14 protein-coding genes are annotated in these 18297 nt (G+C 55.9%); 9 read left to right on the top strand and 5 right to left on the bottom strand.

What is annotated here, in order from left to right; all coding sequences use genetic code 11:
• Positions 1–80 precede the first annotated feature (80 nt).
• Positions 81–1430 carry a glycerate kinase gene (locus tag K9N21_20140; GenBank protein ID MCF8146224.1) on the bottom strand — a complete coding sequence of 450 codons (1350 nt, stop codon included), beginning with the start codon at positions 1428–1430 and terminating at the stop codon, positions 81–83.
• 728 nt (positions 1431–2158) lie between these two features.
• Here K9N21_20140 and K9N21_20135 point away from each other — a divergent pair.
• The 6 genes from K9N21_20135 to K9N21_20110 all read left to right on the top strand — a co-directional run bounded on the left by K9N21_20135 (position 2159) and on the right by K9N21_20110 (position 8759).
• Positions 2159–3439: an ABC transporter substrate-binding protein gene (locus tag K9N21_20135; protein MCF8146223.1), complete on the top strand. Its 1281-nt coding sequence runs from the start codon at positions 2159–2161 to the stop codon at positions 3437–3439.
• 85 nt (positions 3440–3524) lie between these two features.
• Positions 3525–4409, top strand: coding sequence for a branched-chain amino acid ABC transporter permease (locus K9N21_20130; GenBank protein MCF8146222.1), 885 nt, complete (start codon positions 3525–3527; stop codon positions 4407–4409).
• Complete coding sequence (locus K9N21_20125) at positions 4410–5420, top strand: branched-chain amino acid ABC transporter permease (GenBank protein MCF8146221.1); 1011 nt, start codon at positions 4410–4412, stop codon at positions 5418–5420. It abuts the gene before it with no gap.
• A 97-nt stretch (positions 5421–5517) separates the two neighbouring features.
• Positions 5518–6336: an ABC transporter ATP-binding protein gene (locus K9N21_20120; protein ID MCF8146220.1), complete on the top strand. Its 819-nt coding sequence runs from the start codon at positions 5518–5520 to the stop codon at positions 6334–6336.
• 2 nt (positions 6337–6338) lie between these two features.
• Positions 6339–7085 carry an ATP-binding cassette domain-containing protein gene (locus K9N21_20115; GenBank protein ID MCF8146219.1) on the top strand — a complete coding sequence of 249 codons (747 nt, stop codon included), beginning with the start codon at positions 6339–6341 and terminating at the stop codon, positions 7083–7085.
• An 18-nt stretch (positions 7086–7103) separates the two neighbouring features.
• Positions 7104–8759, top strand: a complete 1656-nt coding sequence (locus tag K9N21_20110; protein MCF8146218.1) for an AMP-binding protein — start codon at positions 7104–7106, stop codon at positions 8757–8759.
• Positions 8760–8899: 140 nt separating this feature from the next.
• Here the strand turns inward: K9N21_20110 and K9N21_20105 are convergent, their stop codons facing one another.
• Both K9N21_20105 and K9N21_20100 read right to left on the bottom strand, forming a co-directional pair.
• The gene (locus K9N21_20105; protein MCF8146217.1) at positions 8900–9607 is read right to left on the bottom strand and encodes a lipid-binding SYLF domain-containing protein; all 708 of its coding nucleotides are present in this window, start codon (positions 9605–9607) and stop codon (positions 8900–8902) included.
• A gap of 343 nt (positions 9608–9950) precedes the next feature.
• The gene (locus K9N21_20100; protein MCF8146216.1) at positions 9951–11216 is read right to left on the bottom strand and encodes a Tm-1-like ATP-binding domain-containing protein; all 1266 of its coding nucleotides are present in this window, start codon (positions 11214–11216) and stop codon (positions 9951–9953) included.
• Positions 11217–11508: 292 nt separating this feature from the next.
• Here K9N21_20100 and K9N21_20095 point away from each other — a divergent pair, with 292 nt between their 5' ends.
• The 3 genes from K9N21_20095 (at position 11509) to K9N21_20085 (ending at position 14164) form a co-directional block, all read left to right on the top strand.
• A complete protein-coding gene (locus K9N21_20095; protein MCF8146215.1) occupies positions 11509–12519 on the top strand; it encodes an MtaA/CmuA family methyltransferase in 1011 nt (336 codons plus the stop codon).
• 194 nt (positions 12520–12713) lie between these two features.
• On the top strand, positions 12714–13364 hold the full coding sequence (locus K9N21_20090) for a corrinoid protein (protein MCF8146214.1): 651 nt from the start codon (positions 12714–12716) through the stop codon (positions 13362–13364).
• 5 nt (positions 13365–13369) lie between these two features.
• Positions 13370–14164: a dihydropteroate synthase gene (locus K9N21_20085; protein MCF8146213.1), complete on the top strand. Its 795-nt coding sequence runs from the start codon at positions 13370–13372 to the stop codon at positions 14162–14164.
• On the opposite strand, the gene K9N21_20080 is transcribed toward K9N21_20085, so the two are convergent.
• Together K9N21_20080 and K9N21_20075 are read right to left on the bottom strand one after the other, a co-directional pair.
• The gene (locus tag K9N21_20080; protein ID MCF8146212.1) at positions 14128–15237 is read right to left on the bottom strand and encodes a hypothetical protein; all 1110 of its coding nucleotides are present in this window, start codon (positions 15235–15237) and stop codon (positions 14128–14130) included. The two genes, K9N21_20085 and K9N21_20080, sit on opposite strands and share 37 nt — an antisense overlap.
• Before the next feature lie 108 nt (positions 15238–15345).
• Entirely contained in the window at positions 15346–18033 is a 2688-nt protein-coding gene (locus tag K9N21_20075) for a DEAD/DEAH box helicase (GenBank protein MCF8146211.1), read from the bottom strand.
• Positions 18034–18297 lie beyond the last annotated feature (264 nt).

Below are 18297 nucleotides of genomic sequence, written 5' to 3'. Positions count from 1 at the left end.
CGCATACCTGAAACCATCAACCCGTTTTGAGCTGTTCAGCGCGCCCGTCATCCAGCATCCAGCATCCAGTATCCGCTCCACTATCTCACCAGGACCAGTCTCACGTCCATGACATTGGTACCGGTGGGGCCGGTGATGAGGAGGTCCCCGGTTTTTTCAAAGAAGTGATACGCATCATTGTTTTCAAGGAAATCCGATGCCGTTATCCCGGCGCGGTTGCCGCGCACAACCGTGTGCGGGTCCACAATCGCCCCTGCTGCCTTGGTGGGTCCGTCATCCCCGTCGGTGCCCCCGCTCAGGACCACGACCCTCAGCGGGAGGTCTTTTAATTCAAGGGCCGCCGCCAGACAGAACTCCTGGTTCCTTCCGCCCAGGCCTTTCCCCCGGATGGTCACGGTGGTCTCACCCCCTGAAATAATACATGCAGGGGAGGGAACGGGTCGTCCCGTCTTCAGCATCTCCCTGGCGATGCCGGTGTGGACCCGGGCGACCTCGCGGGTCTCCCCCTCGATCATGGAGGAAAGGATCAAGGTATGGTAACCCAATGCCCCGGCCCTTTCTTCCGCCGCCTCGAGGGCCATGATGTTACTCCCGACGATGAGATTGTGAACCCGGCCGAAGGCCGGATCACCGGCCTTGGGCGTCTCGGGGATTCGGCCTTCCCTCCCCTGGGTCAGATGAGACCGGATGGCCGGGGGGACCTCTTTTAAATCATATTTTTTGAGGATGTGTAAGGCGTGTTCAAAGGTCGATGTATCCGGGACAAAAGGGCCTGATGCAATGACGTCCATGTTGTCGCCCACCACATCCGACAACATCAGGTTAATGGTGGTCGCCGGCATGGCCGCCCTGGCCATCTGCCCCCCTTTTACGGACGATATATGCTTCCTGAGGGTATTTATTTCATCGATACCGGCCCCGCAGTCGAGAAGGCTTCGGGTCAGGTCCTGCATCTCCTCCAGGGTGATCCCCCCGGACGGCTGGACCAGCAGTGCGGAACCGCCTCCGGATATGAGGGAAAAGATGAGGTCCTTCTCGCCTGCGCCTTGAAGGAGATGAAGGATCTTTGCGGTGCCCTCCACTCCCTTTTGATCCGGCAGGGGATGATTCGCCTCGATGATTTCCGTCTTGGACAGCTTTTCGCCGAATCCGTACTTGACGGTGATGATCCCCTGGCTGAGCCTTGGACCCATCAGTTCCTCGATGGCCCTCGCCATCGGGGCCGTGGCCTTTCCTCCCCCTACCAGCAGAATGCGACCGTATCGGCTCAAATCCATCTCGATTGCCGGCCGTTCTCCGGGTCCCAGGGAGAGCTTGTCTCCCTCCACCCGGACAAACCGCCTGACTGCATCATACGGGTTTACGGCCGCCACGGCACTCCTGAATATTTCTTCGGATTCTGAACGCATCTCTTTTATGGTGTTTTCCATGTCCTATCCTTTCTCAAATCTCCAGGAGTGCACGGCCCGGCAAGCCGGAACCGAAAAGGGCTTATGCCGGGTCATAAAGAGACGGAGATCTTAGCCATACACAGGATTACCGGTCTCCGCTCCCTGTCCCGATCGGCATCATGATAGAATGCTTGACCACTCCAAGTCAACATGAAGCGCCTCGGACACTATCCATGTGGACGGCAAACAGGGCTCCGACCCTGCCCACATGGCAGTTTCTTTAAACTTTATTCTTGATTGATCTTTTCATATGGTATACACATTCCCAAGGCGGCCTGACGGCCGCAACCAAAAAGGTATTGGAGCAAATCCCGGAAATTTTCCGAGCGCGCGTGGGGGTCTCTTTCCAAGAGCTGCAAAAACCTGCAACAGCTCGTGGGAACGGCAGCAGGGCTCTAAACTGCGGCGCGTTACAGCCCCAAGAACAGGCTTTCATACAACGGTCGTTCCTGCTGCCTTTTCATAACAGGTATTCAAAGCCCTGGGGCGGCCGCCGAGCGGTGTGTATCCATTTTAATGCAGCTCTTGGAAAGAGACCCCCACGCGCTTACCCATAAGGCACCAGCTTCTCCGCATGGTGCAGAGAAGTTACAAACTAAGGGCCTAAATTTGGAGGATTCGGACGATTCCCCGGATGCATGGTTAGGACGCGGGTGGACTCCCGCGGTCGGCTTGGACAGCAGTTAACCCTAAGTAAGGAGGCGATCATGGAGAACAGACTGGTCCGTGCTTTTCTGGTGCTACTTTTGGGGGGTGTCATTATCGGTATGGGGGGCGCGAGCACTGCCTGGGCCGCGAAACAGGGAGATCCGATTATCGTGGGGGCGCCGGTCCCGCGGGCCAGCGCATACGGCCAGAACGGTGAGCGGGGCATGATCCTGGCTGCAGAACAGATCAATGCGGCCGGCGGGGTTAACGTCGGAGGGGTCATGCGGCCCCTCAAACTGGAGATCATTGACGACCGCGATGAAGAACCGGGCGTGCCCACCAGCGAGGTCCTCCTGGCCATCGAAAAGCTGATCCTTCAGAAAAAGTCCGATGTCATTGTCGGAGGCCCCTGCATGTCTGAATGCGGGATGGCGGCCATGGATCTTTATGCCCGGTATAAAACCGTCGATATCGTGAGCATCGGCTGCTACACCCCGAGCTGGGATCAGAAGGTTGCCAAAAATCCGGAGAAGTACAGATATAGCTTTCGGGAGAGCGGGAGCGTCAAGTGGTATATCAAAGAGGCCCTCGATCTACTGGCCAAGATCAAGAAGGAACACGGATTCAACAAGATGTTTATCTCCATTGACGACAGCCTCATGTGCCGCAAGGCCGCAGGGATCGTGGAAAAGCTGGCCACGAAGGGAGGCTGGGAGATCGTGGGATCGGACAAGCACCCCATCGGCACTACGGACTACTCGGTGGCCCTGAACGACTGTAAGAAGTCGGGGGCCCAGGTGCTGTTTATATGGGCCTACTCGCCTGAAAGTTCCATCCTTCTGAAGCAGTGGGCCGATATGGAGGTGCCGGCCCTCCCCATCGGGTTTATCGGTGCGGCTGAAGACCCGGGTTTTTGGAAGGCCACCAACGGAAAGGGCGCCTATACCATTGTCACCCTTTCTGAGACGGGCAATGTTCCCACGGATGCCACACCGCTGGCCAAACCGTTTTATGAGGCCTTTGAAAAAAGATGGGGCGTTCCCCCTCGAAGCACCGGGTGCGTCAGCGCCTACGAGGCGCTATATGTGTTGAAAGACGCCATTGAGCGGGCAGGGACCCTGGACAAAGACGCCCTGATCGCAGCTATTGAGAAGACCAACCTCCCATCGGTAAGAGGGACCATCCGTTTTGATGAAAACCACCAGATCATCTACGGCTACGACCCCAAGACCAGCGTCCTGGGATGCTGGGTCCAGTGGCAGGACGGCCAGCGGGTATGTATTTTTCCGGAGGTCGCCGCCACCGGCACCATCCAGATGCCCCCCTGGCTGAAGAAATAGAGGGGACAGCCTGTCATCAGCCGGCACGCCCCCTCCAAGGGAGCGGGGCGTGCGTCAACTTTGGTCCCTTTAGCCCACTTGCCATATGGACATCCTGATCTACGGCACGGTTAACAGCATCGTATTCGCCCTGATCGCTGTGGGATTTACCCTGGTCTATGGCGTCAGCCGGATACCCAACTTCGCCCACGGCTCCCTATACGTCCTGGTGGGCTTTTTGACGTGGAGCTTCATCAATGATCTGAACCTCAGCTACGGCGTTTCCATCCTTTTCTCCATCATTATCGCTTCAGTGGTCGGCCTGATCATCTATCGATTTATCCTCATCCGCCTGAGGGGAATGCCCACCTCTGAGATCATCGCCTCTTTTGCGGTCAGCCTGATCATACTGGAAGGCCTGCGCATGCAGGGGATCGCCGGGTTCAAAGGCTTCATCGGACCGTTTTATGTCCTGAAACCCTTTGTGGACGGCAAGATCAATGTGCTCGGCGTATTACTGGATTACCAGCGCGTGATTATTATCGGCGCCGGTGTGGCGATACTGACGCTGGTATGGCTTTTTACCCATCATACCAAGACCGGTCTGTCCCTCAGGGCCATTGCCCAGGACGAGCAGGCCGCGATGATGCTGGGGGTCAACTCCGATCGCACGGCCATGATATCCCTCTCCATCGGGTCCGCCCTGGCCGGGCTGGCCGCTGTTTTGATTCTCCCTTTGGGGAATATTGCCGCGGAACAGGGGTATCGGGTCCTGGTCTATGCGTTGGCGGTCTGCATCATCGGGGGTCTGGGAAGCTGGGCGGGCACTATCCTGGCATCATTTGTCCTGGGTTTTTCCATGATTACCAGTACGGCGATCTTCGGGGCACTGTGGGAGAATGTGGTGTTGGTGGGAACGATTATCCTGATCCTTCTGATCAAGCCCTCGGGACTCATGGGAAAACAGAAAGAACTGGAGGAGCGGGTCTAAGTGGCTGAAAAAGGAAGGCGCAAGAAGCGGCTGGACCGGAGCATCAAGGTGAGGTGCGAGGGCCTTTATGCCGTCTCCTCGTGGCGTGAGATGGGGTATCTGGCCATGCCGAGGCTCCTGTTAATCGCAGGTCTCCTGATTGCCCCGCTCACACTGGATATGTACTGGCAACGGGTCCTCTGTGCAGCGGGCATCTATGCCCTGCTGGCCCTCAGCTTTGACTTCCTGGCCGAATATGTGGGCCTGGTCTGCCTTGGAGGGGCCATGTTCATCGGCTTCGGCGGATACACATCCGGGGTCCTGAACGCCTATTTTGAATGGCCCATCCTGGTGACTATACCGATCGCCACAGTGGCCGGGGCGATCATGAGCACCCTGGTCCTGATCCCCTGCCTGCGATTGCGGGGGATCTACTTTGCCATTGTCAGTTTCATGCTCCCCCTCTTTTCGGTCTACATCATTATTGCGCTCGGTCTCTTCGGGAGCACCGAGGGGATCAGCGCCCTGGACACCCTTCCCAATATATGGATGGAGCAGTACCTGATCATCGGGGCGATCATCGTGGCCCTCTTCGCCGTCAGGAGGCTGGTCAATGAGGATATCGGTCTCATCTTCCGGGGGATCAAGGACAACGACCAGGCGGTCCGGGCATCGGGTATCAGCATCACCGCCTACCGGATCAAGGCGGTCTTCATTGCGTCCCTTATCGGTTCCTTTGCCGGGGCCTATCTGAGCCATCTGTACGGGTGGCTGGGCCTCTCTCTGTTTGCCATGGACTTCTCCATCCTCCCCATTGCAGCAACCGTCATGGGAGGGATGGGGACCCTGGTGGGCCCGGTCATCGGGGCCATTATCCTGACCCCCATGTCCGAGGCCCTCCGCGGATTCGGGCAGCTCCGGGTGGTCCTCTACTGTGTGGTCCTCATCGGATTTATTCTCTATAAGCCCGAAGGATTGATGAACTACCTCGAGCGGAAATATCACCAGTTCGAGCGCTGGGAAGATGTGTAGGCTGGATGCTGGATACTGGATAATGGATGAAACCCTTATACGTCGGGCCTTGCGCCTTTTGCCTAACGCCCAAGGCCTTTTTTCAACTGGATGCTGAATGGTGTATTCAGAAAAACGCATAGATTCGGTACGGACTGAGAATTCGGGGAACGGGGACCCGGACAGTGGGCCGATCCTCCAGGTCAACGGGCTGGGCAAGGCGTTCGGCGGGGTTCAGGCGGTGTTGGGCGTGGAGTTTACCCTCTTCAGAGGCGAGATCTTAGGGATTATCGGGCCCAACGGGGCGGGCAAGACCACCTTGATCAATCTCATCACCGGTTTCGTCAGGCCGGATACGGGCACGATTATGTTCAAGGGGAAAAATATAAGGGGTCTTCAGCCCCACAAGATCGCCAATCTCGGCCTGGCACGGACCTTTCAGGTGATGCGGCCGTATCACAGCCTGCCTGCATTTAAAAATCTTATTGTTCCCCTCAATTCCCCCCGTGTTCGACGAACCAGGGCGGGAAAATTAGGGGACAAGGACTCCGTGGCCATCGATATCCTGGAAGAGATCGGCTTTGAACGAGATGCCCGGGTCCCTTACAAGACCGCCGGGTCCCTTCCTTTGGGCTATCTGAAGCGACTCGAGCTGGCGCGGTGCATGGCCCTTAAACCCGAAGTCATCCTGTGCGATGAGGTCTTCTCCGGGTTGAGCATGTCCGAGATCGCGAGCATGATCCCGCTCCTTGAAAAACTGCAGATGGAGGGGATCACCATCATGATGATTGAACACCGCCTGAGAGAACTCTTCCGACTGGCCGACAGGGTGATGGTCATCAATTTCGGTCAGAAGATTGCTGAGGGGGTCCCGGAAGAGGTAATGGCGCAGGAAGCGGTGAAGGCCGCCTACCTGGGAACAGGGAAACGGAAATGACGCTGCTGGAAATCAGGGATCTCATGGTGTTTTACGAAAACGCCATCGCCATCAACAATGTGAACATGACGTGTGTGAAGGGGGAGGTCACCGGCGGATTCGGGGCCAACAGCGCCGGCAAATCCACCCTCATGTACACCATTTCAGGGATCATTCTGGATGTGCAGAAGAAGGCGCGGATGCGGGGCGGGGAACGGATTACCGTCCTGGGGAACATCCTGTACGACGGGGTTGACATTATCGACATGGAGCCCAGCAAGAGGGCCAGGAACGGGATTGTCCTCTGTCCGGAGCGGAGGCGGATCTTTCAGGAAAGCAGCGTCATGGAAAATCTGAAAATCGGCGGGATCCTGGCAACCAAGGCCCAGGCAAAGAAGACGCTCGACTATGTTTTTACCCTGTTTCCGGCCCTCGTCAAGCTCAAGAGAAGGGAGGGAGGGTTTCTGAGCGGCGGTGAACAGCAGATGCTCGCCATCGGGAGGGCCCTCATGGCCCAACCCACGATGCTCCTGCTGGATGAGCCCCTGCTCGGGCTGAGCCCCACCATGGAGGAGATGCTCACAGAGGCCATCGAAACCATCAATCAGGAAACAGGGATCACCGTGTTGATTACCGAGCAGTATGCCAGGCCGATCCTCCCGATCATCCATCACGGCTATGTGCTTGAAAACGGCGGAGTGGTTCTGGAAGGGACCTCTGAAGATCTGATGGATAATCCGGATGTAAAATCGGCCTACTTCGGGATGTAGCAAGGCGCAGGGGCAAATATGACAGCAGCCAATGAAACGGTCATTTCCGCATTTCACAGGGCGTGCGATACCTACCCTGACAGGATCGCCCTCATTTATCTCGGGGAGAGGTTCTCGTATCGCAGGCTGCGGGAACTCATCGACCGGTTTGCCGCTGCGTTGTACGATCTGGGGGTCCACGACAATGACAAGGTGATGATCTATCTCCCCAACTGCCCGCAGTTTCTCATCGGGTATTTCGGGGCCCAGCTGATCGGGGCCGTACCGGTCCCGGTCTCCCCCATCTACACCCCGCACGAAATACGGTACCTCATTAATGACGCCGGGGCCGAGACCGTCCTCTGCCAGGACACCAACTTCCGGTACATTCAGGAGGTCTTCCCCGACACCTGTCTCAGGCGTGTCATCATCACCAATTACGTGGATCTCCTCCCTCTCTATAAGCGGGCCTTCGGCTTTTTGTTCGACAAGGTGCCCAACGGCGTCATTCAAAAGGGGGAGAACATCTTTTCCTTCAAACGGCTTATCCGCAAATATCCTCCACGCCCGCCGAAACACGACATCCATCCGGCCGAACATCTCAGCTACATCCTTTACACCGGCGGGACCACCGGTTTTCCCAAGGGGTGCATCGCCACGCACACGGGCATGGTATCTTTTGTCAATGAGATCCGAGAGGTGGGAGAGGGACACATCCTGGACGGCAGGGAGGTCTTCATCATGGTGAACCCTCTCTTTCACCAGTTGGCCCAAGGCATCATTCTGGGCATGGTACTGACCCGCGGGAATACCGCCGTGCTCATGCCGATCCCTCAGGTGGATGCCATTTTAAATGCCATCGAGAGACATAGAGGGACCCTTTTTCTGGGGGCGCCGACCCTCTACCGGATGATACTGGAAAACGACAGGCTGGATCTGTTTGATTTGAGTTCGCTCAAGTACTGCTGGAGCGGCGGGGATGTCCTCCCGATGGAAGTGCTTCACCGATGGAGAGAGCGGTTCCATGTGCCTATTTATCAGGCCTACGGCTCCACAGAGGTGGGGTTCACGGCCATGAGCCCCTTGGACAGGGAACCGGTTCCGGGGAGTGTAGGGCTGCCGTTCCCCTCCAGAAAGACCATGATCGTGGATCCGGCAACTTTGGAACCGGTCCCTCCGGGGGACTCCGGAGAACTCCTGGTGACCTCGGAATTCATATCCAAGGCATACTGGAACAAACCCGATGAGACCGCGGCCGCATACGTGGAGATCGACGGCGCCATCTGGTATCGGATGAATGACTATGTCCGGGTGGACAGCGACGGGCAGATTTTCTATGTGGACAGGAGCGCAGATGTCATCAAGTACAAGGGGTACCGGGTTTCCTGTTCCGAAATCGAGGCCATCCTTCAGGATCATCCGGCCGTTATCGGTGCGTGTGTGGTGGGCGTCCCGGATTCGAAGGTGGGTGAGCGGATCAAATGTATTGTGGTGTTGAAGGAAGACGTGAGAGGGGTCAGCGGGGGCGAACTTCAACGATGGTGCAGGGACAGACTGGCCGCTTATAAGGTACCTCAGTACATCGAATTCAGAGACATGCTCCCCAAATCCAAGGTGGGAAAACTCCTGAGAAGAGAAATAAGGGACGAAGAAAGGCGCAGGATCGAGAAGGAGAAAGACGTTTCGGATAGTTAGAACCGTTATTATTGGTTGAAAGTCTATACAAAAAGTATCTTTGTCTTCGCGGCGTTGTGTGAGAATTTTTGGGTAGCAATGACATTTTGTTTAATCATTCGGTCCCCAGCCTGTCCGCTGAGGGGCTGGGGACCGAACGGTTATTTGGCGACAGCCTTGTTCAACGCCCGGATCAGGCCGGCGGCCGCTTTACTCTCGGCAGCGGGTTTTACCAAAATATCCGTTACGTCCATCTTCTTGCCGTAATAGGCCTCATTCAGACTGGGGCGAACCGCGACCACCGCCCCGTCCACGGAAACACCGCCAAACAAGCCTTTAGAGCGTGAAAAGCTCAGGATATCCGCACTAAGGTTGGCGGTGGCTGCCGCTGCGCCCATCCCGACCGGGCCCACGGCGACCCCGACATCGGCACCCAATTTAACACTACTGGACATAAAAGCCTTAACCCCCCGGTCGGTCATGGCCAGCAGAACCACTTCAGAGGCGGTTCCACCGATTTGAAGGCCGAAACTTGCCTCACCGATGGTGTAGAAGGCTGGACCGTTCCATTTCTGGGTATTTCTATCCCGGGCCATAAACACCCCGGTCCCACCGGATGCCCCCACAATGAAGGCGCCTTTCAGGACCTGTGGGGCGATGAAAACGCCCTCCGCTTTCTTGATCAGATCACGAAATGCATCCATTGTCTCTGCTGTTTCAAAGCCTTCAAGCGTCATGGTGGCCTTTTCAACCAACTGCTTCGCGTCGTTCGCATCCTCGGCCACGGCCGGCCGGCCTCCCCCCAGGACAAGCAGACCCGTCAACAACACAATCATCAGGACAATCGAAATTCTACATAGCGCTTTCATTTCATTCCCTCCTTCTCGGCGTTCAACGCCATTAAATAAATGTGTCGACGATCATTCCCCATTAAAATCCCGTTCTCTGATATTCTTTTCCGCAGGAAAGGGCGCTTACCCTGCATTCACGTTGATCCGATCCCCTCTATACTGCCGATGCTGTCGGGGTTCGGTCCCTCCTGTCCAGCCGATACGCCGCCGGTTATGCCATCTTTCCGTCACGTTTCATTCTTTACCAATATAAGGAAGCGGGCGTTGGGAGTCAAGGGAGTGAGGAACCGCCTGGGATTACCTTACCAAAAAGGAGGCTGGGGGGTGGGTGTCATTGGGGCTTATTTGGTGTCGTTGAGAATTACCTTTGGGACATATGTGTTTCAAATCCGGAGCCGGGAATAGGGCGACCGGGACCCTGGTCGATCTCACGGATCATTTGATCCATGGTCCCTGAGGCGATGGCTGCAAAGGAGGGGTCATTGATATGGAGGTCCACTTCCTTGATGGGCACCCGGGGGTTTATAACCTGTCGTAATGTTTTCATGAAGGCATCCTGGGCTGCCGGATCATGGAGTGGGTTTCCCTGTCCATCCGCCTCGGACCATCCTCTCGTGGGGACCAGCACCTCAATGCCTGAGATGTCCTGATTCAGCTTTTCGGCCAGTTGCCTGGCGATAAACCGGGTTTCGTCAAGACTCAACCGGACCGCGGACCTGAAATCGTAGAAAAATATGCTTCGATCTCTGAGCTTTTCAGGGATCGTATTACGGGTGAATTCGAGCACCGCACAATCGAGGCCCCCCGGGACCACCAGGCGGGGAATATGACGACCGGCGACCGGTTCCAGCCTTGCGGGCCCGATCCCACTGCAATAACCGTGCATCAATTCATCGGCCAGTTCGTGGGTTGCCAGATCCAGGATGCCGTGAAAATATCCTTCGGCTGCCAGCTCTTCCATGGCCATCCCGCCGGTGCCGTTGGCATGGAAGGCGACGACTTCGTAGCCCATCCCCTCCAGGGAGGCCTTGACGGCCTCGGCCGCCTTGGTGATAAATCCAAACATGGTGAGGGCCACCCGCTTTTTATCTTCCGTCTGTTTCCATTGCTTCAAAACCATCCCCGAAATCGCCCCAGCGGCCCGGTCGAGGATTTTGCCTGTAATGCTGTTAATTCCGAGGAGATCCGCCACGCTGTGCATCATGGTGATATCCTTGGTTCCCACCACCGGTTTCATGTCCCTGGACGCCACCGTGGAGACCATGACCTTGGGGACTCCCAATGGAAGTACCTGCATAATGCTGGCGCTGATATGGGTTCCGGTGCCGCCCCCTGCTGAGATCATGCCGCATATATCACCCTTTTGATAGAGGTCGCTGATGAGCCTCCTGGCCTCTGTAATGACCGCGTCTATGGCCCGGTCCCGGTCTGTCATCCCTGCCCCGCCTTTCTGGATGACCTGCTGGTACAGATCATAGTCTACAGGGAAAGGGGAAGGACGTCTGGTGCCCACATGGATGGTGATGGCGGGGACCTCTCTTTTTTCGATGCGCCTTTTCAAAAACCGGTGCTCTTCTCCCTTGGAGTCGAAGGTTCCCACAACGGCGACGGCTGGGGTCTGGTTCACTGCGTTTCCTCCTGAAGGATGTTTGTCAAGGTCTGAGGTCCGAGTCGTGGGGACGTTATCACACGCGCTTCACCAATGCAATATGGCGTTTGCCCAAAATGGCCCTTTAAGACCGTATTCCCGCAAGGTTTCGCGAAGATCAACCCGGGTGTCGCAGGCAGAGGGGCGAGGATGAAACGGATTTGCCCTTGACACGGATGAATTCACTTCCCTATAAGGAAAATGGTATCGACGTGGATGGAGGGGAGTAGCGGTCGTTTATGTGCGAAAAGGGAGGAGGCGATCGGGGAGCATGAAATCAACACCATACAATCTGATCATGTCGGCCCTGTACAAGGGGATGAAGGGGGACCGGCCCCCGGCAGGGAACCCCACATCCATCGTGTGCCACGGGCTCATGGATGCGTGCGGGATATCCTTTCCAGAGGCCCATCTGAATCCCCGGGCCATGGCGGAACTGGCCCTGGCAGGGCATGAGATCCTGGGATTCGACACGGTCATGCCGGAATACAGCGTGGATCAGGAGGCGGCCGCCCTGGGCTGCGAGATTGACTGGGGCGATAGGGATCGGATGCCGGATACCAAGTTTTTTCCTCACGCAGATTTCTCCGATGTGGTGGTGCCCGAGGATTTTCTGGAAAAGCCCTCGATCCGGGTAGTCCTGGACGCCCTTTCCATCCTTCGTCGTCATGTGGGGGGAAAGGCCGCCATTATCGGCAAGGTCATGGGCCCATGGACCCTCTCCTATCATGTGGCCGGGACCCAGAATTTTCTCCTCCAGATCGGTATGGAGGAAAAGGAAAAGGTCAGAAAGATGCTGCGCCAGTTGATGCCGGCGACCATCGCCTCTGCCAGGGCCCAGTTCCAGGCCGGGGCCGATATCGTGGTCCTTGCCGACCATGCCACCGGCAATCTGGTGGGGGCCTACCATTATGAGGAGTACCTCCTCCCCATCCACAAGGAACTGACCGCCGCCATCGAGGGGCCTTTGATCCTTCACGTATGCGGGAACTGCACGGACCGGCTGGAGATGTTTGCAGATGCCGGTTTTGACGGGTATCACTTTGAATGGCAGGTGGACGCGAAAACAGCGGTGGAAAAGATCGGCTCCCGGATGTGTCTGGTGGGGAATGTCAATAATGCGGAAACCCTCTATCAGGGAACGCCCGAGGATGTGTACAAACAGGCGCGCTACGCCATTGAAGCAGGTGTCGATATCATCGGGCCGGAGTGTGCGATTCCCCTGTCCACGCCGATGGAAAACCTTAAGGCCATTGTGGCTGCGGTACATGAAGGGTATTAGGAAAAGCTCAAAGCTAAAAGCTCAAAGCTGAAAGCTCAAAGCTGAAAGCTCAAAGCTGAAAGCAAGAAAACAGAGATCAGGAATCGGATGTCAGGGGTCAGGAGATCAATCATCCATCATCGAGTAACCGGTGACGAGTCACGAGCAACCAGGACCGGATTTTATGCGGGCATATTAGCGGAAGGATACAATCGATGAGCGATACACTGCAGCAGATTAAGAACGCGGTGATAACCCGGAAGAGAGCCGAAATCCAAGGATTGGTGGAGACTGCCGTTAATGAAGGCATCGATCCCAACACGATCATCGACAACGGGCTCATTGCCGCCATGGATGTGGTGGGTCAGCAGTTTTCAGACAGCGAGATCTTTGTGCCCGAGATGCTTGTGTCGGCACTGACCATGAAAATGGGCCTGGATGTGGTGAAGCCCCTCCTCCTGAAGAGCGGGGATACCCGGTCCAGAGGCACCGTCATGATGGCCACGGTCAAGGGTGATATCCACGACATCGGAAAAAACATCGTTATCATGATGCTCGAGGGCGCGGGATTCCAGGTCATTGACCTGGGGGTGGATTTGACCGTGGAAAAACTTATGGAGCAGATCGAGGCCGTTAAACCGGACCTGATTGGACTGTCCGCCCTCCTCACCACCACCATGCCTGAAATGAGACGTTCTATCCAGGCGTTGCAGGAAAAGGGGCTCAAAGGAAAGGTGAAGGTAATGGTGGGCGGCGCTCCGGTGAGTGCCTCTTTTGCAAAGGAGATCGGAGCAGACGGGTATGGCGCCGATGCGGCCGAGGCCGTGGGGCTGGCGCGGCGTCTGGTTCTCGCAGGAGAAGGATAGGGAAGATGCTGATTATTGCCGAGAGAATCAATTCATCCCGGAAATCGGTGGCCCGGGCCATTGAGAGCCGTGACGCGGCCTTTATTCGGGGTGAGGCCAAGGCCCAGGATGAGGCCGGGGCCGATTACATCGATGTGAATGCAGGGGCATTTGCGGGTGAAGAAGCGGAGTGTCTCAGGTGGGTGGTGGAGGTGGTCCAGAAGGCCACGGACCTCCCTCTCGCCATCGACAGCCCCGATCCCGCGGTCATCCAGGGCGTCCTCCCCCTCCTGGAGCGGCCCCCCATGATCAATTCCATCACCCTGGAGCCGGCACGGCTGAACCATATCCTGCCGTTGGTGACCGCGCACGGGGCCAGGGTCATCGGGCTGTGTCAGTCAGAGGATAAAATGGCTGAATCGGTGGACGACAAGTTGCGCCTGGCCGGTCAACTGGTTGAGAGGGTCACCAGGGCGGGCATTCCCTTGAGTGACCTCTACATTGATCCCCTGGTCTATCCGCTGGCCACCCATTCCGGGTCGGCCATGGCGGCCATGGCGGCCATCGACCGGATCATGGGGGAGTTTCCAGGGGTCCATACCATCTGCGGTCTCACAAATGTTTCATACGGTCTTCCCGAGAGGAAACTCATCAACCGGACCTTCCTTGCAGCCGCCATTTCACGGGGGCTGGACGCCGTAATTATGGACCCTACCGATCCCCTCCTCTACGCGGCCCTCAAGGCCGGCCTGGCCGTCGCCGGAAAAGACGACTACTGCATGGACTACATCGACGCCTTCCGTGCAGGGCGATTGGCCTGAGCAGACGACATATAAACGCCTCTGGATCTATTGACAACCAAGCCCTTTTGTTTTGCTCTATAGATGCAATTTCGTATTTGCTGATCATCGAACCCCGTCTTTCCTCGGATATCAGCGACCGTAACGCCTTTTCTGCTCCGTTTCACGATCCCCAAGACCGTTTCAAAGGGCGTTTTGAGCTTTTTCTTTAAAGCGGCCTTCTTGCGAGGGTGTTTCGTGTTTGCTCCCCTGCCAGGGGATTTGGCCTCGTTCTCTTTAGATGCGCGTTTCAAAGACAATTTGCTTTTGGATGCCTTTTTGGGGGATGCTTTCGACTTCTTGTATGGCACTGCCGGATCCTCCATATCGATGCCGAACACATCCGCCACATCTGCTTCGGCAATGACCCGGCCGGTCGTTTTCTTGGCCTTTTGAAGGAGTTTGCGCGTTTTGTCCTTGATCGCTTCAGCGACCAGGTCCTTCATTTCCACATTTCTGAGCTTAAAGAACAGATCTGGTTCATCATCCAACCTGGCCCCGATGCCGTAGAGCGAGGCTGCCACGTGTTTGCACATATAGGCCCAGTCCGGGCAGCTGCAACTGAACCCGATCTCTTTGGGCGATGGGAAAAGCCCTTTTCCCTGGACCATGAACAGCTCGCCCAGTTCTTTGGGGAATTTGCCGGCCAGGAGTTCTTGCAGGGAACCGAGTCTTCCTTCTGAGGCCGCTTTAATATGGTTCCAAATCTTCTTTTCGATCGGCTTGATCTGGATGCAGACAGAATAGGGCCTTGATCGCGTCCCCTGAACCAGGGCGTCAACCTTGCCGGGACCGATCTTTAGATCGAGCACCGCCCCATGCCGGACATAACTCCTGCCTCGTCCGATGCGGTTGCTGTAGTCTGCATACGACTCCAGGTTTTGGTTCCATGACTTGCCCCACCATGTTCGGGCAATGGTTGTGCCTTCAATGCAGATCGGACAGATATTCGTTTTTTTCTTTCTGAGTTCTTGGAGCTTCCTGGCCGCCTTGGCACGTTTTTCCGCTACGCTGACATAAGGCGGATACCCCCAGTACTCCCCCCTGTACCGCATGTTCACCTCCTAACGCGGCATCGCCGCAACCCAAGATATTCCACAGGGTCTATAAATTGCTCCCATAAATTATTTTGTCCCGAATTATTTTGCCAAATCCCTTTCTATCTATAGCCTCAAGCTGAAAAGATCCATCAACTCATCGTTGTTCATCTCGGTGATCCATTTATCCCCGCTCTCGGCAATGACCTCCTGGGACAACCGGGTCTTTTCTTCCAGCATCTTGTCGATCTTTTCTTCGACGGTCCCTCGGGTCAGGAACTTATGCACGATGACATTTTTTTTCTGACCGATGCGGAAGGCCCGGTCCGTTGCCTGGTTTTCCACGGCAGGGTTCCACCACCGGTCAAAATGGACCACATGGCTTGCCTCGGTCAGGTTGAGCCCCACCCCGCCGGCCTTGAGGGACAATACCATAAACGGGACATAGGTTGGACTCTGGAATGCATCAATAATGGCTTTTCGATTTTTGACAGGGACGCTCCCGTGCAGAATAACGCCCTTTCGCTTGAAGATGGTCTCCAGGAAATCGTGAAGCGGGCCTGTCATCTCCTTGAACTGGGTAAATACAAGGACCTTCTCCCGTTTTTCGTATATGGTGTCGCAGATCTCGCGGAGTCTTAAGAATTTGCCGCTGTCGTCTTCCACAAATTCGCCCGTGCCCAGATACTGGTCCGGGTGGTTGCAGATCTGCTTGAATCGCATGAGCGAAGAAAGAATCAGCCCCTTTCGCTGGATCCCATCTGTCTCGCCAATGGATGCCTTTATCTTCTCAACCATATCCTTGTACAGGAGGACCTGCCTTTTGCTGAGCGGGGCATAGGTCTTCATCTCCACCTTTTCGGGGAGATCGGATATGACCGACTTGTCTGTTTTCAGGCGCCGCAATATATACGGACTGACGACTTTTCGCAATCTCGAATAGCCTGACGGGTTGTTCGTCAAACCCTTTGAAAACGTCTTAAATTCCCTGGTGCTCCCGAGCAGTCCCGGGTTCAGAAAGTCAAAGAGGGACCAGAGGTCCGAGAGCCGGTTTTCGATGGGGGTCCCTGTCATGATGATCCTGTTTGCGGATATAAGACCCTTGATGGCCCTGGCCTGTTTGGTCCCCGGATTCTTGATGGCCTGGGCCTCATCCAGGATGATATAGTTCCACGAATAACCTTTCAGCCACTGAAGCCTCTGGGCGAGGGCGTAAGTGGTAATGCAGAGATCCACGCCATCCAGTGATTTTTTATCCTCAGGGCCACTCCCTTTTTTCAAATCCGCCCCCGGGTGTGCGATATAGATATTAAGGTCAGGATAAAATCGCCTGATCTCATGCTCCCAGTTGGCGATAAGGGATGCGGGTATGATGAGGAGGGATGCGCGGTTCGGCTGCTTGGATTTTTTGGCATCGGATTTCAGGATATTCAGGAGCCCCAGGACCTGGACGGTCTTGCCCAGGCCCATATCATCCGCCAGGCAGGCCCCGAATCGGAGTGAATGGAGGAAATAGAGCCAGTTAATCCCCTTTTGCTGATATTGGCGAAGGGTTGCCTTGAACCCTTTATCAGGCGCAACCGAAGGGATGAGGGAAGGATTGATCAGTTTTTCAACGACTGACCGCAGCCATTCGCCGTTCGACACGCTGTGGTCGATCCGGCCGGGATCCATATCCAGGAACTTTTCGGGCATGAGCTGCATCTGAAGCGCGTCTCTCAGGCTGATCCCTTTCCTTTCCATAAGCTCTTTTGCCTTTTCATAGGCATCCAGCGTCTGTTTGAGCCGCTCCTGATCCACGGCCACCCACTTGTTCTTGATAAAGGCCAGGCCTTCGGATTCATCCAAAAGCCTTCTGGCCTCCTCCTCGGAGATCTCCATATCCCCGACAAAAAGTCTCGGGTTGAAACTGAGCAGCGCATCCATGCCCACAAAAGAGGGCTGCTTATCGCCCACGCTGAAGTTCAGGGAGACCCGGCCTCGGTTCCCCTTCCACCAGTTGGGGATCCGGCACAGGATGCCCGATGCTTCATAGATCGGGATCTCCTTTAAGAACGAGAAGGCATCCCCGGAGGTCCAGGCCATGGGATGGAAGATCTCCCCTGTCTCCAGGAGTTCCGTCATCAGGGGACTTTGATCTGCGGCCTTATGAACGGTGGCAAGGAGTTCCAACAGCTTTTGAGAGTCATCCCCATACTCCTGCAGGGCGTGCTTCAGGGGAAGATGTCTCGACTTTCCCTGCCGGTTCAGGCTGGTGCTATAGGTTGCCATAAAGGCGAACGGGTAGACGTCATCCCTGTTTTCGACCAGGTGGAAAAATACCCGTCCCACGAGTTGGGCATTGGGGCTGTAGGTCCTGACAAACTCTTCTACGGATCCCTTGTATGACCGGATGGCATGGCCAAATGCCCTGTGCAGCACTTGCCACGCGTTTTCAAGAAGATCGGCATCGATGTATTCCGAACCGATCATCATCGGGATCCGGTCCAGATAAAGCTGTCGTTCATCTGCGGAGAGCGGGAGCGATATCTTGTGACGCAGGGTTTCGAGATTCGGGGTCTGGATCAGTTTCCCTGCAAACGCACCGGCAAAGCCGCGCCAGTAATCGAGGGATGGAGAGAGGGGGACCTGTTGATCTGAAAAGCCCAGCATAAAAAGCCAGGAATCATCTTTGGACGTGAAACGCTTCCAAATATCGTCCTGGATCAATCGGCTGCTTTGGCCAATCACATCCGCCGCATCTGTCCATTCCAGTTGCAGGGACCGATTCGGCATCACCACCACATTCAGTTCCTGATGTGTCACTTCCTGCATGCGATCACCCAACTCATGATTCAGTAAAGGTAGTGGGGTCGGCGTCGTCTGCCGCGTGACGGGTCGGGGCACCTTCACCATGGCGCAAAAGGTTGCGCGGTTGCGATCCAGTGCGATCCGATACGTCTCCCTGTATTGCTTGGGTCGCAGGCCTTTGCGTCCCGTCCAATTCCTGAAAATCAGCCAGACCATACCCCAAATGCCGTTGTCGATCAATCCCATTTAACCCCGGTTGGCCCGGGACCGAAGAACCATGCCCCACTT

Source organism: Deltaproteobacteria bacterium (assembly GCA_021737785.1).
In the GTDB taxonomy this organism is placed as follows: Bacteria; Desulfobacterota; DSM-4660; order Desulfatiglandales; family Desulfatiglandaceae; genus AUK324.
This window is presented reverse-complemented; position numbering and strand designations above follow the sequence as displayed.

Coding starts and splice junctions, on each gene's coding strand:
- K9N21_20085 (MCF8146213.1), top strand. CDS start 13,370: ATGCTGATTATTGCCGAGAGAATCAATTCATCCCGGAAATCGGTGGCC.
- K9N21_20090 (MCF8146214.1), top strand. CDS start 12,714: ATGAGCGATACACTGCAGCAGATTAAGAACGCGGTGATAACCCGGAAG.
- K9N21_20080 (MCF8146212.1), bottom strand. CDS start 15,237: ATGCGGTACAGGGGGGAGTACTGGGGGTATCCGCCTTATGTCAGCGTA.
- K9N21_20135 (MCF8146223.1), top strand. CDS start 2,159: ATGGAGAACAGACTGGTCCGTGCTTTTCTGGTGCTACTTTTGGGGGGT.
- K9N21_20105 (MCF8146217.1), bottom strand. CDS start 9,607: ATGAAAGCGCTATGTAGAATTTCGATTGTCCTGATGATTGTGTTGTTG.
- K9N21_20130 (MCF8146222.1), top strand. CDS start 3,525: ATGGACATCCTGATCTACGGCACGGTTAACAGCATCGTATTCGCCCTG.
- K9N21_20140 (MCF8146224.1), bottom strand. CDS start 1,430: ATGGAAAACACCATAAAAGAGATGCGTTCAGAATCCGAAGAAATATTC.
- K9N21_20120 (MCF8146220.1), top strand. CDS start 5,518: ATGGTGTATTCAGAAAAACGCATAGATTCGGTACGGACTGAGAATTCG.
- K9N21_20110 (MCF8146218.1), top strand. CDS start 7,104: ATGACAGCAGCCAATGAAACGGTCATTTCCGCATTTCACAGGGCGTGC.
- K9N21_20095 (MCF8146215.1), top strand. CDS start 11,509: ATGAAATCAACACCATACAATCTGATCATGTCGGCCCTGTACAAGGGG.
- K9N21_20075 (MCF8146211.1), bottom strand. CDS start 18,033: ATGCAGGAAGTGACACATCAGGAACTGAATGTGGTGGTGATGCCGAAT.